At 70.7% G+C, this 14,260-nt stretch carries 7 protein-coding genes and 5 tRNA genes; 7 read left to right on the forward strand and 5 right to left on the reverse strand.

Features of this window, described 5'->3' with window-relative positions:
- Positions 1-131: 131 nt before the first annotated feature.
- The 5 genes from ACZ6SQ_RS30275 to ACZ6SQ_RS30295 form a co-directional block, all read right to left on the reverse strand.
- A tRNA-Lys gene (locus tag ACZ6SQ_RS30275) sits at positions 132-204 on the reverse strand.
- Between the two features lie 88 nt (positions 205-292).
- Entirely contained in the window at positions 293-1,828 is a 1,536-nt protein-coding gene (locus tag ACZ6SQ_RS30280) for an amino acid permease (protein WP_469567655.1), read from the reverse strand.
- A 47-nt stretch (positions 1,829-1,875) separates the two neighbouring features.
- Positions 1,876-4,029 (reverse strand): FG-GAP repeat domain-containing protein, encoded by a 2,154-nt coding sequence (locus ACZ6SQ_RS30285; protein WP_469567657.1) that lies wholly within the window; start codon positions 4,027-4,029, stop codon positions 1,876-1,878.
- Positions 4,030-4,255: 226 nt separating this feature from the next.
- A complete protein-coding gene (locus tag ACZ6SQ_RS30290) occupies positions 4,256-6,457 on the reverse strand; it encodes a DEAD/DEAH box helicase (RefSeq protein ID WP_469567660.1) in 2,202 nt (733 codons plus the stop codon).
- A gap of 846 nt (positions 6,458-7,303) precedes the next feature.
- Positions 7,304-7,654, reverse strand: coding sequence for a metallopeptidase family protein (locus ACZ6SQ_RS30295; RefSeq protein ID WP_386384684.1), 351 nt, complete (start codon positions 7,652-7,654; stop codon positions 7,304-7,306).
- Positions 7,655-7,771: 117 nt separating this feature from the next.
- Between ACZ6SQ_RS30295 and ACZ6SQ_RS30300 the strand changes: the two genes are divergently transcribed.
- The 7 genes from ACZ6SQ_RS30300 to ACZ6SQ_RS30330 all read left to right on the forward strand — a co-directional run bounded on the left by ACZ6SQ_RS30300 (position 7,772) and on the right by ACZ6SQ_RS30330 (position 14,183).
- Positions 7,772-9,250 carry a metallophosphoesterase family protein gene (locus tag ACZ6SQ_RS30300; protein ID WP_469567664.1) on the forward strand — a complete coding sequence of 493 codons (1,479 nt, stop codon included), beginning with the start codon at positions 7,772-7,774 and terminating at the stop codon, positions 9,248-9,250.
- 80 nt (positions 9,251-9,330) lie between these two features.
- Positions 9,331-9,403, forward strand: a tRNA-Glu gene (locus ACZ6SQ_RS30305).
- 36 nt (positions 9,404-9,439) lie between these two features.
- Positions 9,440-9,514: transfer RNA gene (locus tag ACZ6SQ_RS30310), tRNA-Asp, on the forward strand.
- Positions 9,515-9,538: 24 nt separating this feature from the next.
- Positions 9,539-9,612, forward strand: a tRNA-Phe gene (locus ACZ6SQ_RS30315).
- A gap of 59 nt (positions 9,613-9,671) precedes the next feature.
- Positions 9,672-9,998, forward strand: coding sequence for a hypothetical protein (locus tag ACZ6SQ_RS30320; RefSeq protein WP_386384683.1), 327 nt, complete (start codon positions 9,672-9,674; stop codon positions 9,996-9,998).
- Positions 9,999-10,067: 69 nt separating this feature from the next.
- Entirely contained in the window at positions 10,068-14,012 is a 3,945-nt protein-coding gene (gene hrpA / locus ACZ6SQ_RS30325) for an ATP-dependent RNA helicase HrpA (RefSeq protein ID WP_469567667.1), read from the forward strand.
- Between the two features lie 96 nt (positions 14,013-14,108).
- Positions 14,109-14,183, forward strand: a tRNA-Asp gene (locus ACZ6SQ_RS30330).
- Positions 14,184-14,260 lie beyond the last annotated feature (77 nt).

Here is a 14,260-nt window from a genome sequence, read left to right on the forward strand (position 1 = left end):
CCCCCCCCCCCCCCCCCCCCCCCCCCCCCCCCCCCCCCCCCCCCCCCCCCCCCCCCCCCCCCCCCCCCCCCCCCCCCCCCCCCCCCCCCCCCCGGCGCAGGTCAGAAGGGGTGAACCCGTCCCCGTTTCCGTAGGCCCTGTGGGACTCGAACCCACAACCAATGGATTAAAAGTCCACTGCTCTGCCAATTGAGCTAAGGGCCCTGGCGATGTTGCCTCCCCGAGCATAGCCGGACGTGGCCGAGTCTCCGATCGGGTATCGGTGACCCGGCCACGTCGCGGTCGGGAAAGGTCAGGGATCGACCGGTTCGGGGCGGCCCGCTCGGGCGGCCGTCCAGGCGATGGTCCGTTCGTGGTCAGGGTTGAGGAACCAGTGCCGGGCGGAGGCCAGCCACCAGGTGGCGGCGAAGCCGAGGACGACCAGGACGGCGACCGGGGCGTAGTTGAACGTCTCCCAGGTGACCGGGGAGACCTGCGGCAGCATGAACAGCACGGTGATCACGCCGACCCAGGCCACCGCCACCACGCCGACCACGCCCGACCAGCGGCCCAGATGCCATGGCCCCCGCTCGAACGCGTCGCCCTTGCGCACCCGCAGCAGGGTCGGGATGACGTAGGCGATGTAGAGACCGATCACGGCGATCGAGGTCACCGCCGCGTAGGCCGTCACATTGATCAGGTACGGCAGTCCCAGCGCGAGGGCGGAGAGCGCGGCCAGCCAGACCGCCGCCACGGGGGTGCGCGTACGCGGGCTCACGGTGTGCCAGACGTGCGAGTACGGCAGCGCGCCGTCGCGCGAGAAGGCGTAGATCATCCGGCTGTTGGCCGTCACCGAGGCCATGCCGCAGAACAGCTGCGCGCCGATCACCACGAGCAGCAGCAGCTTGCCCGCGGTCGCGCCGAGACCGTCGAGCAGGATCTGCGCGGGCGGCGCGCCGGTCGGGGAGGTGCGGGCCCCGTCGTAGGACTGGATGGCGAAGGTGAAGCCGAGCAGGAGCACGAACCCGGCGATCCACGAGGTCCAGATGGACCGCACGATGCCTTTCGGGCCCGCGGTGGAGGCGTCGTGCGTCTCCTCGGTCATATGGGCGGAGGCGTCGTAGCCGGTGAAGGTGTACTGGGCCATGAGCAGCCCGAGCAGCACCACGTATGTCCCGCTGCTCCAGCCGGTGTTGTTCACGAACTCGCCGAAGACGAAGGACGCGGACCGGTGCTCGTCGGGTACGAAGGTCAGCGCGCCGACGATCACCACGACACCCACGACGTGCCACCACACGCTGATGTTGTTCAGCAGCGCGACGATCCGCACGCCGAAGGTGTTCAGCAGGCCGTGCAGCACCAGGATCGCGGCGAAGAGCAGGATCGTCCGCCCGGGGGTCACCTCGAAGCCGAACTGGAGGTTCAGGTACGCCCCGAGGAAGGACGCGGCCCCGAAGTCGATGCCCGCGGTGACGGCCACCTGGCCCAGGACGTTGAACCAGCCCGTGAACCACGCCCAGGCGGCGGCCGAGCGCGGTGGCGCGAGCCGGTGCGCCCAGAAGTACAGGCCCGCCGAGGTCGGGTAGGCCGAGCAGATCTCGGCCATGGCCAGCCCGACGAACAGGGTCATCAGGCCGACGGCGACCCATCCCCAGGTGATCACGGCCGGCCCGCCGGTGTTCATCCCGAACAGGTACAGCGTCAGACACCCCGACAGCACCGAGATGATCGTGAACGACACCGCGTAGTTGGAGAACGCCGACATCCGGCGCGCGAGCACCTGCGTGTAGCCGAGCTGGGCCAGCCGTTCCTCGTCCGACGGCCCGCTCTCTCTGGCGTCATCTGTCATGCCCCCAGCAATTCCCTCACCAGGGGCGTGACATGCGTCACAGTTGGCTAAAAGAGGCCCTTGTAGCCCTGCCAGCCGGTCGCGATCTTCACGCGCGCGGTGAAGGACCCTGTGCCGGTACCGGCCTGGCGGTACAGATTGCCCGCGGTGTCGCGCGCGACCAGGTCGTTCTTCCCGTCGCCGGTGATGTCACCGACGCCGACGACCGCGTTGTACGGCACGCCCCAGTTCGAGAACACCTTCACCCGGGCCTTCAGCGTTCCCCGTCCGGTGCCGTCGTAGCGCCACAGGTTCCCGGCCCTGTCGCGGGCCAGTACGTCACCGATGCCGTCGCCGGTGAGGTCACCCGCGCCGACGACCTTCGTGTAGATGTTCCAGCCGGACGCGAGCCTGACACCCGCCTTGAGCTTCCCGGCGCCGTCGTTGGCGAACACGTACATGTCACCCGTCGACGCCTTGCGCACGAGCAGGTCGGTGCGGCCGTCACCGGTGAGATCCCCCGGGGCGGTGAGGACGTCGTAGGCCTTCCAGCCGGTGCCGAGCGAGGCGTGGCTGTTCGACGGGCCGTAGGAGGAGCCGCACCTGCCCGTGTACCGGCGCAGTTCGCCGTTCGGCATGCGCATCAGCATCTCCGCACAGCGGTCCTTGCCCATCTCGCCGAAGGGGACGGCGACGGTTCCGGCGGGCCAGCCGGAAGCGCTGTACCTCCAGTCGAAGGTGCCCTTGCCGTGGGTGTAGTGCAGGCTCAGGGCTCCCGCGGAGTTGAGGGTGGCCAGTTCACCGAAGCTGTATCCGCCCTGGTCGTGATGACCCTGGAGCCCGCCGCCGTACCCGATCGACCCGCCCGTGGTGTACGTGCCCGCGCCCTCGGCGGCGACGGCCTTCAGGCTCCAGGTCTTCCGCCCGTTGTACAGGTACGTTCCCGCGTCCGACTTCAGGTCCCAGCTCAGATCGACGGCCGCGCCGCTGCCCTTGATCGTGCGCTGCACCCTCCCCTGGGCGTCCTTGACGGTGAAGGTCCAGGCGGCGGGCTTGCTGAGCTGCCAGTAGCTGTCCCAGACGCTCACGCCATCGCGGCCGCTCGCGTCCACGCTGTCACCGCCCAGTACCGCATCGATCCTGGCCAGGGACTGCGACGGCACTCCGCTCTGCACGATCCGGATCGTGCTGTCCGGCCCGACGTAGGCGATGTCGCCGCCGAACTTGTCCACCGCCCAGGTCAGCCGCCGCTGGTCCGCGGTGGTCCCCGCGGGAACCTCGGCGATCGCGCGCGCGGGCGCCGCGGTGCCCGTGTGGTAATCCGTCAGCATCAGCTTGCCCGCCGCCCGGTCGTGCTGGACGAGGTAGCCGTCGCCGATCATCGCCCTGCCGGAGGGCACCTTGACGTTCTTCCCGGCCGTCCGGTCGTACACGCCCGCGGCACCGGAGACTCCGCAGTTCCAGTAGATCCAGCGGCCGACGACCTGGAGCTCCTTGACCGTGCAGGGCGCACCCGTGGAGACCGTCCGCACGGTCCTCCGCGTGACCAGGTCGTACGCCGTGACGGTGCCGTTGCCCGTGCCGGGCGTCCACAGCGCCGAACCCCACACCGAGGCGGCGGTGATCGAACGCGTCCGCCGCACGTCCGTCCAGTAGTAGTGGTCCACGTCGTCGACGTACTGCTTGCCGGTGGAGGCGGCGTTGTAGACGTAGTAGCGGCCCGTCGCGTCCACGAACCGGCCTCCGGTGACGACCGGCTCGTCCGTACTGCTGAGGGTGTTCTCGCTCAGGTGGATCTGCGCCACCTGCTTGCCGTCGGGCTGTTCCATGAACGCCCCGACCCAGCCGTTGCCGAAGGTGCGCAGCGGCACGCAGCCCCTCGGCCCGGACTCGCAGGGCACCCGCTGAAGATGGGAGCCTTCGGCCAGCGCGTCGGCGTAGCCACGGTGGGTCTTCTCCAGCACCGTCGTGCCGTCGGCGGACAGCCTGCGGCCGACCACCCACTGGTACCCGCTGGGTGTGTTCTCCACCGTGCTCAGAAATCCGCCGGCGTAGTCGATCCCCCACACCCCGTCCGTCTGGATCGGTGTGAGCGTGGGCTCCGCGGCCGCCGGGCCCGCGGTGGTCAGCGAACCGGCGCCGAGTGCGGCCAGGCCCACCAGAGTGAACGCGATCCGGCCACGCCGGACCGCCGAAGTGCGCGTGCGTGCACGCGAGGTCACGGGTCCCTCCCCAGGGAAAGTGAGAAAGGCATGGCGGTCGAAGACGGCTTCGTGCCCGACCGATTCGTCGCGCGGCCGCGTCGCTTCTTCTGCCCCTCAGGCCCCGCAACTCCATGCGAACCAAAGGATGTTAACAACCGCCCCACGAAAGACGCAGGGAATGGCCGAGGGCCCGTACGACCGGAGTCGTACGGGCCCTCGGGAGGCGAGCCTCACTCAGTCGGCGTCAGCCGTTGCGCTTCCAGCGCGGCTTGTCCTCGCGGCGGCCGAAGGAGGAGGAGCCGGTGCCGCGGTGGTCGTCACGGCGGCCGTGGGGACGCTCGTGGCCGCCGGAACGGAAGCCGGGGCGGTCGCCCTGGCGGTCGCGGTTGAAGGGACGGTCGCTGCCGCGGTGACCACCGCGGTCGTCACGGCGCTCGAACGAACGGCCGCCACGGTCGTCACGGTTGAAGCCGCCCCGGTCGTCACGGCGCTCGAACGAACGGCCGCCACGGTCGTCACGGTTGAAGCCACCGCGGTCGTCACGACGCTCGAACGAACGGCCACCGCGGTCGTCGCGGCGCTCGAAGGAGCGACCGCCACGGTCGTCACGGTTGAAGGAACGGCCACCGCGGTCGTCACGACGCTCGAAGCCACGCTCACCGCGGTCGCGGTTGAAGCCGCCGCGGTCGTCCCGGTCACGGTTGAAGCCACCGCGGTCGTCACGGCGCTCGAACGAACGGCCGCCACGGTCGTCACGGTTGAAGGAACGGCCACCACGGTCGTCACGACGCTCGAACGAACGACCGCCACGGTCGTCACGGTTGAAGGAACGGCCACCACGGTCGTCACGGTTGAAGGAACGGCCACCACGGTCGTCGCGGTCGCGGTTGAACGGACGGCGCTCCTCGCGCTCGGTGCGCTCCGCCGGGGCCGCCTCGGCGGCGTCCCGCGCGGCCGGCTGCTCCGGCACGGAGACGTCGGCGACGGCCACGGCCGCCTCGGCGGCAGCGGCGACCGCGGCCTCCGGGTCCTCGCCGCGCTCACGGGCGGCACGGGCCACGAGACGGTCGGCCTCCTCGCGCAGCTCGGTCGCACGGCGCTGGGCACGCTCCAGCTGCTTGGTCAGGTGGGCGACGTCACGCTCGGCGTGCGAGGCGGCGTTGCCCGCCGACTCGGCCTGGACCTCGGTCATCGACCGGGCACCGGTGATCTCGGCGACCTCCGGCTCGAAGGCGCCGGCGCCCTGGATGATGTGGCGCGAGGCATCCACGCCCGCGTCCTCCATCAGACGGAAGATCTGGCGGCGCTGGTGCGGCAGGGCCAGCGAGACGACCGTGCCGGTGCGGCCGGCGCGGGCCGTACGGCCGGCGCGGTGCAGGTAGTCCTTGTGGTCACCGGCCGGGTCCACGTTCATCACGAGGTCGATGCCGTCGACGTGGATACCGCGCGCGGCGACGTCGGTGGCGACCAGGACGTTGACGTAACCGTCCTTGAAGTCGGCCAGCGTGCGGGTGCGCGCGCCCTGGGTCATGCCGCCGTGCAGCGCGTCGGCCTTCACGCCCGCCTCGCGCAGCTGCTCGGCGACCCGGTCGGCGCCCAGCTGGGTGCGGACGAAGATGATCGTGCGGCCCTTGCGGGAGGCGATCGCGGCGGTGACCGGCGCCTTGTCCTTGGGCTTCACGACGAAGATGTGGTGGGACATGGTCGTCACCGCGCCCTGCGCCGCGTCCACCTCGTGCGAGACGGGCTCGTTCAGGTAGCGGTCGACGAGGGTCTGGATCTCGTTCTCCATGGTCGCGGAGAAGAGCATCCGCTGGCCGCCCGCCGGAACCTGGTCCAGCAGCTCGGTGACCTCGGGCAGGAAGCCCAGGTCGGACATCTGGTCGGCCTCGTCGAGAACGGCGATCTGCACGTCCTCCAGGGAGCAGGCGCCGCGGTTGATGATGTCGCGCAGTCGGCCCGGGGTGGCGACGAGGATGTCGACGCCGCGCTCCAGGGCGTAGATCTGGTTGCCCATCGAGGTGCCGCCGCAGACGACCTTCATCTTCAGGCCGACGACGTCGCCGTAGGGCTGGAGGGCGTCCGCCACCTGCATGGCCAGCTCACGCGTCGGCGTGAGGATGATGGCGCGGGGGCGCTTCTTCTCGGTGCGGCCGCCGGCCAGCGAGGCCAGGGTGGGCAGACCGAAGGAGAGGGTCTTGCCGGAGCCGGTGCGGCCACGGCCGAGGATGTCCTTGCCGGCCAGGGCGTCCGGGATGGTCGCGGCCTGGATCGGGAAGGGGGTGGTCACGCCGTTCTGTGCGAGCTTGCGCACGACGCCCTCGGGCAGACCGAGGTCCGCGAAGGTCGTCTCGGGAGCCTCGGGGGTCTCGGAGGCCTCGGCCTCGACGACGACCTCTTCGAGGTTCTCGGGCAGGACGGCGTGATCAGAACTGGAAATGGACATGCGTATGCGAAACCTTCCGGAGTCTCATCGGCACGCGCCCGTCAACTCCGTGATTCGCATACGACCGCCTCAATGCGGTCCGCCACGACAAGAGAGAGTACGCGCCACACGGCGCGCTCTGCTGTGGCGCCGGGCAAATGGGATCAAACGATCTACCACCATACGCACCCACCACCCCTCAAGGCAAACCGACCCCTTCCCTCGCAGGTCAGCGCCCTGGAGCCCCTTCTACGCGGGTGACCCCGCCGCCGGTGCGGGCTCCCTCGACTCCAGCTGCGGACCCGGCTCCGGATGCGCCGACGACGAGGGCTCGGCCTCCGTCGGCGTCGGAGAGGCGGGCGGTTCGGGCGACACGGGCGGCGGCTCGGGCGACGGCACCACCACCGACGGCGACGGCACGCCCGGCTCCGGCGGGCCCCCGGGCTCCGGCACACCCGGCCGGTCGGGACGCCCCGGCCGCGCGGGCGCCGACGCGGACGCCGACGCGCTCCCGGACGGCGACACCGAGGGCGACGCCGACCCCTCCGGCCCTCCTCTGCCCCCGCCCTTGGGCCGCGGATCCTCCGCGCCGCCCGCCGCACCGCCGTACCCGGCGCCCGCCGCGTCCGGCGCCACCGCGCCGTCCCCGGGAGCCCCGGCACCGCGCTCACCTGCGGAATGCCCGGGGTGCGGGCGCCCGCCGTCGTCCTCCCCCACGCTCATACAACCGGCGGCGGCCGCGACGGCCACGACCGTGGCGGCCAGGCGGACAGGAACGTACAAGGGGCGCACGGGCAGCCACCTCCGAGGACACGGAACGACGTCACGCTGCCCAACTCCCGCCGCCCGCGCGAGGACACGCCAGGCTCAGCCGTAACCGAGCGCGTGCAGCCGGGCGTCGTCGATCCCGAAGTGGTGTGCGATCTCGTGCACCACGGTGATCTCGGTCTCCGTGACGACGTCGTCGCGCGACTCGCACATCCGCAGCGTCGGCCCCCGGTAGATCGTGATCCGGTCCGGCAGCACCCCCGCGTACCACTCGCCACGCTCGGTCAGCGGAGTCCCCTCGTAGAGCCCGAGCAGCTCCGGATCGTCCGCCGGCGGCTCGTCCTCGACGAACACGGCGACGTTGTCCATCAGCCGCGTCAGCTCCGGCGGAATCCGGTCGAGCGCCTGAGCGACCAGTTCCTCGAACTCCTCGCGTGTCATCTCCAGCACACGGCCATTGTCCGGTACGACACCCCCGTACGGGACTCCCCCGGGCGACCCGTCCGCCACCCGTCCGGCACCGGCGCCCGGCGCATACGGCGGCGCACCCCCGGGCATACGCGCCCAATGGCCCGCCGCACCGAAGCCCCGACCCGCCTCGAACCCCACGACCGGCCAGGCCCCTGGCTGCGCGGCCTCGGGCTGTGCGCCGTGGTCCTCGTCGGCGCCTGGCTCGGCCTGCTGGTCGTCGGCAGCGTCCGCGTCCCGGTCGGCCCGATGGACACGACCATGACGCTGCGTCCCTCCCTCAACGGCGGCACGAAGATCAACGTCTCCCCGCTGGGCGCCCTCGAACTCGACAGCCACACCGCGCCCGTGCGCCTCGACGTCAACGTCGACCAGCTCGACCCCGTGCGCGCCCAGGCCCTGGTCGACCACCCCGAGCGGCTCTCCGGACTCCAGGACGAGGTCGCCGACGACGTCGGCACCGGCACCCTCGACCTCGCCGTGCGCTCCGGCGTCGCCGTCGTCACCGGCGCCACCGCCCTCGGCCTGGCCGTCTACCGCCGCCCCCGCCGCGCCCTCGCCGCCGGCGGCCTCGCCCTCGCGCTGCTCGCGGCCTCGGGCGGCACGGCGTACGCCACCTGGAACCCCAAGTCCGTCCTGGAGCCGCGCTTCTCCGGCCTGCTCACCTCGGCGCCCTCACTGGTCGGCAACGCGCGCAGCATCGTCACCGAGTTCGACGTCTACCAGAAGGAACTCGCCCGCCTGGTCACCAACGTCACCAAGCTCTACGACGCCACCTCCACGCTCCCGGTCTACGCACCCGACCCCTCCACGATCCGGGTCCTGCACGTCTCGGACATCCATCTCAACCCCGCGAGCTGGAAGATCATCGCCTCGCTGGTGGAGCAGTACGACGTGAACGTCGTCGTCGACACCGGCGACACCATGGACCACGGCACGGCCGCCGAGAACGGCTTCCTGGACCCGGTCGAGGACCTCGCGGCGCCCTATGTCTGGGTCCGCGGCAACCACGACTCCCGTGGCACCCAGCGCCATCTGGAGGGCCTGAGGAACGCGTACGTCCTGGACGACGGCCGGGCGAGGACGGTCGCGGGGCTGCGCTTCGCGGGCATCGGCGACCCGCAGTTCACCCCGGACCGCTCGGCGAAGCCCGGCGCGGACGCGACGCAGGAGCTGGCGGGCGCCCGCCTGGCCTCGGCCCTGCGCGACCAGCGCGCGGCGGGCACGCCGGTCGACGTGGCGCTCGTCCACGAGCCCTCGGCGGCCCGCGAGACGGACGGCGAGGTCCCCCTCGTCCTGTCCGGGCACCTGCACCGCCAGGACACGGAGGTGCTGCGCCTCGGCACCAGGCTGCGCGTGGAGGGCTCCACGGGCGGCAGCGGCCTGCGCGCGATCGAGGGCGAGCACCCCGACCCGATCGAGGCGTCGATCCTGTACTTCGACCGCGAGACCCGCCGGCTCCAGGCCTGGGACGCGATCCGTCTGGGCGGTCTCGGCCTCACCACGGCCGAGGTCAGCCGGCACCTCCCCGAGGAGAACAGCCCCGGCGCGACACCCTCCCCGTCCACCCGCCCGTAAACCGTTTTGGCGATACCTCCCCGCATCCCATATGCTTCTCACGTCCCCGAGGCGCTGCGAAGCGCCCAGGCGGGCCGATAGCCCTCATCGTCTAGCGGCCTAGGACGCCGCCCTTTCAAGGCGGTAGCACGGGTTCGAATCCCGTTGGGGGCACGCAAGAACGTGTGCGACACTGTCGTACGCCGACTTGGTCCTGTGGAGCAGTTTGGAGTGCTCGCCACCCTGTCAAGGTGGAGGCCGCGGGTTCAAATCCCGTCAGGACCGCTGAGGTTTCCCCGGAAACCTCGTGGCTGGGTAGCTCAGTTGGTACGAGCGATCGCCTGAAAAGCGATAGGTCGCCGGTTCGACCCCGGCCCCAGCCACAACGAGAGCCCCGATCCCCGGATCGGGGCTCTTTTGTTCCGAGACGACGGGGGACGTTGTGGGCCGGAGTGAGGGCAGGGCGGGCGAGGTCGAGCGGTCGCGGGCCCGGTACGGGTTGCAGGCCGTCCTGGGGAGCAATCTGGCGATCGTCGCCGTGGCGCTGTTCGGGGTGTGGCGGATCGACGGGGAACCGGCGGTCGTCGTGGGGGTGCTGACCACCGCGTTCACCGCGATCAGCGGAGTGACCACCGCGTATCTCGGCATCAAGGCGGTGTCGAACACCGCGCAGAACATGGCACTGGCCGGCGCCCCCAGGCCGGCGCCGGAACCCGCGCCCGCCGCCGCACCGCCCGCGCCCCGCACCGGCGAGGTATCGGGCGGCTGACCTGCGCCGAAGGGGCGGGGGCAAAAGCGTTCGCCACGGATTTGGCGGGGATGAGATCCTGGATCGCGTATGTCTACGCAGCCTGCCCCCGCCCTCGGCTCCCTCGCCTCCCGACTGACCGAGCTGTCCCTGCGCGATGCGCACCGGCTCGGCCGGAGGCTGGAGGGTGCGCGAAAGATCCGTAAGCCGGAGGCCCGGACCGCCGTTCTCGCCGAGATCGAGACCGAGGTCGCCACGGCCGAGGAACGGATGGCCCGACGACGCGCCCGCCTGCCCGGGGTGACCTACCCCGAGCAGCTGCCCGTCAGCCAGAAGAAGGACGAGATCGCCACGGCCATCCGCGACCACCAGGTCGTGATCGTGGCCGGTGAGACCGGATCCGGAAAGACCACCCAGATCCCGAAGATCTGTATGGAGCTCGGCCGGGGCGTGCGCGGCATGATCGGGCACACCCAGCCCCGGCGCATCGCGGCGCGCACGGTCGCCGAGCGGGTCGCCGAGGAGCTGCGGACACCGCTCGGCGAGGCGGTCGGCTGGAAGGTGCGGTTCACCGACCAGGTGAACCCGGACGCCACCTTCGTGAAGCTGATGACGGACGGCATCCTGCTCGCGGAGATCCAGACGGACCGCGAGCTGCGCGCCTACGACACGATCATCATCGACGAGGCCCACGAGCGGTCCCTCAACATCGACTTCCTGCTCGGCTATCTGGCGCAGCTGCTGCCGAAGCGGCCCGATCTGAAGGTCGTCATCACCTCGGCGACCATCGACCCGGAGCGGTTCTCCCGGCACTTCTCGGACGCGCCGATCGTCGAGGTCAGCGGCCGTACGTATCCCGTGGAGGTGCGTTACAGGCCGCTGCTGGAGGAGGATTCCGAGGACGCCGACCGCGACCAGATCACCGCGATCACCGACGCCGTCGAGGAGCTGATGGGCGAGGGGAAGGGCGACATCCTCGTCTTCCTCTCCGGTGAGCGGGAGATCCGCGACACGGCGGACGCGCTCACGAAGAAGCAGTACCGCTTCACCGAGGTGCTGCCGCTGTACGCGCGGCTGTCGCACGCCGAGCAGCATCGCGTCTTCCAGCCGCACACGGGCCGCAGGATCGTTCTGGCGACCAACGTCGCCGAGACCTCGCTGACCGTCCCGGGCATCAAGTACGTCATCGACCCCGGCTTCGCGAGGATCTCCCGCTACAGCCACCGCACCAAGGTGCAGCGGCTGCCGATCGAGGCGGTCTCCCAGGCCAGCGCCAACCAGCGCAAGGGCCGCTGCGGGCGTACCTCCGACGGCGTGTGCATCCGGCTGTACTCCGAGGACGACTTCCTCGCGCGGCCGGAGTTCACGGACGCGGAGATCCTGCGGACGAACCTGGCGTCCGTCATCCTGCAGATGACCGCGGCCGGGCTCGGCGACATCGAGAAGTTCCCCTTCATCGACCCGCCGGACCACCGCAACATCCGCGACGGTGTGCAGCTGCTCCAGGAGCTGGGCGCGCTGGACCCGGCGGAGAAGGACCCGCGCAAGCGGCTCACCCAGACGGGCCGCAAGCTCGCCCAGCTGCCGGTCGACCCGCGGCTCGCCCGCATGGTGCTGGAGGCCGACCGCAACGGCTGCGTCCGCGAGGTCATGGTCATAGCCGCCGCCCTGTCCATCCAGGACCCGCGCGAGCGGCCCGCGGAGAAGCAGGCCCAGGCGGACCAGCAGCACGCCCGCTTCAAGGACGAGACCAGTGACTTCCTGGCGTACCTGAACCTGTGGCGGTACGTGCGCGAGCAGCAGAAGGAGCGGGGCTCCAGCGCGTTCCGCCGGATGTGCAAACAGGAGTACCTGAACTTCCTGCGCATCCGCGAATGGCAGGACATCTACAGCCAGCTGCGCACGGTCGCCAAGCAGATGGGCATCCACCTCAACGAGGAGGACGCGCCGGGCGACCGCATCCATGTCTCCCTTCTCGCCGGCCTGCTGTCGCACATCGGCATGAAGGACGTGAAGGACGGCAACAAGAACGAGTATCTGGGCGCCCGCAGCGCCAAGTTCGCGGTCTTCCCCGGCTCGGCGCTGTTCCGCAAGCAGCCGCGTTTCGTGATGTCGGCGGAGCTGGTGGAGACCTCCCGCCTCTGGGCGCGCGTCAACGCGAAGATCGAGCCGGAGTGGGTCGAGCCGCTGGCCGGCCATCTGCTCAAGCGCACGTACAGCGAACCGCACTGGGAGAAGGACCAGGCGGCCGTGATGGCGTACGAGAAGGTCACGCTGTACGGCGTCCCGATCGTGGTCCAGCGCAAGGTGAACTACGGCCGGATCGACGCCGAGGTCTCGCGCGAGCTGTTCATCCGCAACGCGCTGGTCGAGGGCGACTGGCGCACGCACCACAAGTTCTTCGCCGACAACCGCAGACTCCTCAGCGAGGTCGAGGAGTTGGAGCACCGGGCGCGGCGCCGGGACATCGTCGTCGACGACGAGACGCTGTTCGACTTCTACGAGCAGCGGGTGCCCGAACACGTGGTGTCCGGGGCGCACTTCGACTCCTGGTGGAAGCGCAAGCGGCAGGAGCAGCCGGAGTTCCTGGACTTCGAGCGGGCGATGCTGATCCGTGAGTCGGCGGAGGCGGTCACCAAGGACGACTATCCGGACTCGTGGCGGCAGGGGCAGCTGAAGTTCCGGGTGACGTACCAGTTCGAGCCGGGCGCCGACGCGGACGGTGTGACGGTGCACATCCCGCTCCAGGTGCTGAACCAGGTCGAGGACGAGGGCTTCGACTGGCAGATCCCCGGTCTGCGGGAGGAGCTGGTGACCGAGCTGATCCGCTCGCTCCCGAAGCCGATCCGCCGCCATTACGTGCCGGCGCCGAACTTCGCCAAGCGGTTCCTGGACACGGCCGTGCCGTTGCAGGAGCCGCTGACGGTGACGATGGCGCGTGAGCTGAAGCGGATGGTCGGGGTGCCGTTCGAGGCGGACGACTTCGACCGGGCGAGGGTGCCGGACCATCTGCGCGTCACCTTCCGGATCGTGGACGAGCGGCGGCGCAAGCTGGCCGAGGACAAGGACCTGGAGGCGCTGCGGCTGCGGCTGAAGCCGAAGGCGCGCCAGGCGCTGTCCCAGGCCGCGGCGGCGACCGCGTCCCGCGAGGGCGGGGAGTCGCTGGAGCGGCGGGGTCTGACGGACTGGTCGATCGGCTCGCTCAGCCGGGTCTTCGAGACGCGGCGGGCCGGGCAGCCGGTGAAGGCGTACCCGGCGCTGGTCGACGACGGCGACACCGTCTCGGTCCGTCTCTTCGACACGGAGGCGGAGCAGGCCGAGGCGATGTGGAAGGGCACGCGGCGGCTGATCCTGCGCAACATCCCGGTCAACGCGGCGAAGTTCGCGAGCGACCGCCTGACGAACGCGCAGAAGCTCGCGCTCTCGGCGAACCCGCACGGGTCGACGCAGGCGCTGTTCGACGACTGTGCGATGGCGGCGGCGGACAAGCTGATCGCCGACTTCGGGGGACCGGCCTGGGACGAGGAGTCGTACCGCAAGCTGTTCGACAAGGTGCGGGCGGAGATCGTCGACACGACGGTCCGCGCGGTCGGGCAGGTGCAGCAGGTGCTGGCCGCCTGGCAGGCCTGTGAGCGGCGTTTCAAGGCCGTCCGCAGTCCCGCGCTGCTGGCGAACCTGACGGACGTACGGGCGCAGCTGGACGCGCTGGTGAAGCCGGGGTTCGTGACGGAGTCGGGGATCGCGCGGCTGCCGCATCTGATGCGCTACCTGGTCGCCGCCGACCGGCGTCTGCAGCAGATGCCGACCGGCGTCCAGCGGGACAGCACCCGCATGGAGAAGGTCCACGACATGCAGGACGAGTACGCCTGGCTCCTGGAGCAGCTGCCGAAGGGCCGGCCCGTGCCCGCCTCGGTCAAGGACATCCGCTGGATGATCGAGGAGCTCCGGGTGAGCTACTTCGCCCATGCCCTCGGCACGGCGTACCCCGTCTCCGACAAGCGGATCGTGAAGGCGATCGACGCCGCCGCACCGTAGCAGACGACCTACAGAGGGTGAGTTCGACCAGCGGGCTCAGCCTCCTGTACAGTCCTTCTCGCAGCGCAACGCAGAACAGCAAGCGCCGCGAAACCTGGTCCTGTGGAGCAGTTTGGAGTGCTCGCCACCCTGTCAAGGTGGAGGCCGCGGGTTCAAATCCCGTCAGGACCGCATCAAAGAGAAGGCCCGCCCCCGCAAGGGACGCGGGCCTTCTTCCATGCCCGCCCCCACCGCCCCGCCAAGACGGA

The sequence above is a fragment of the Streptomyces sp. NPDC048600 genome (assembly GCF_055587025.1).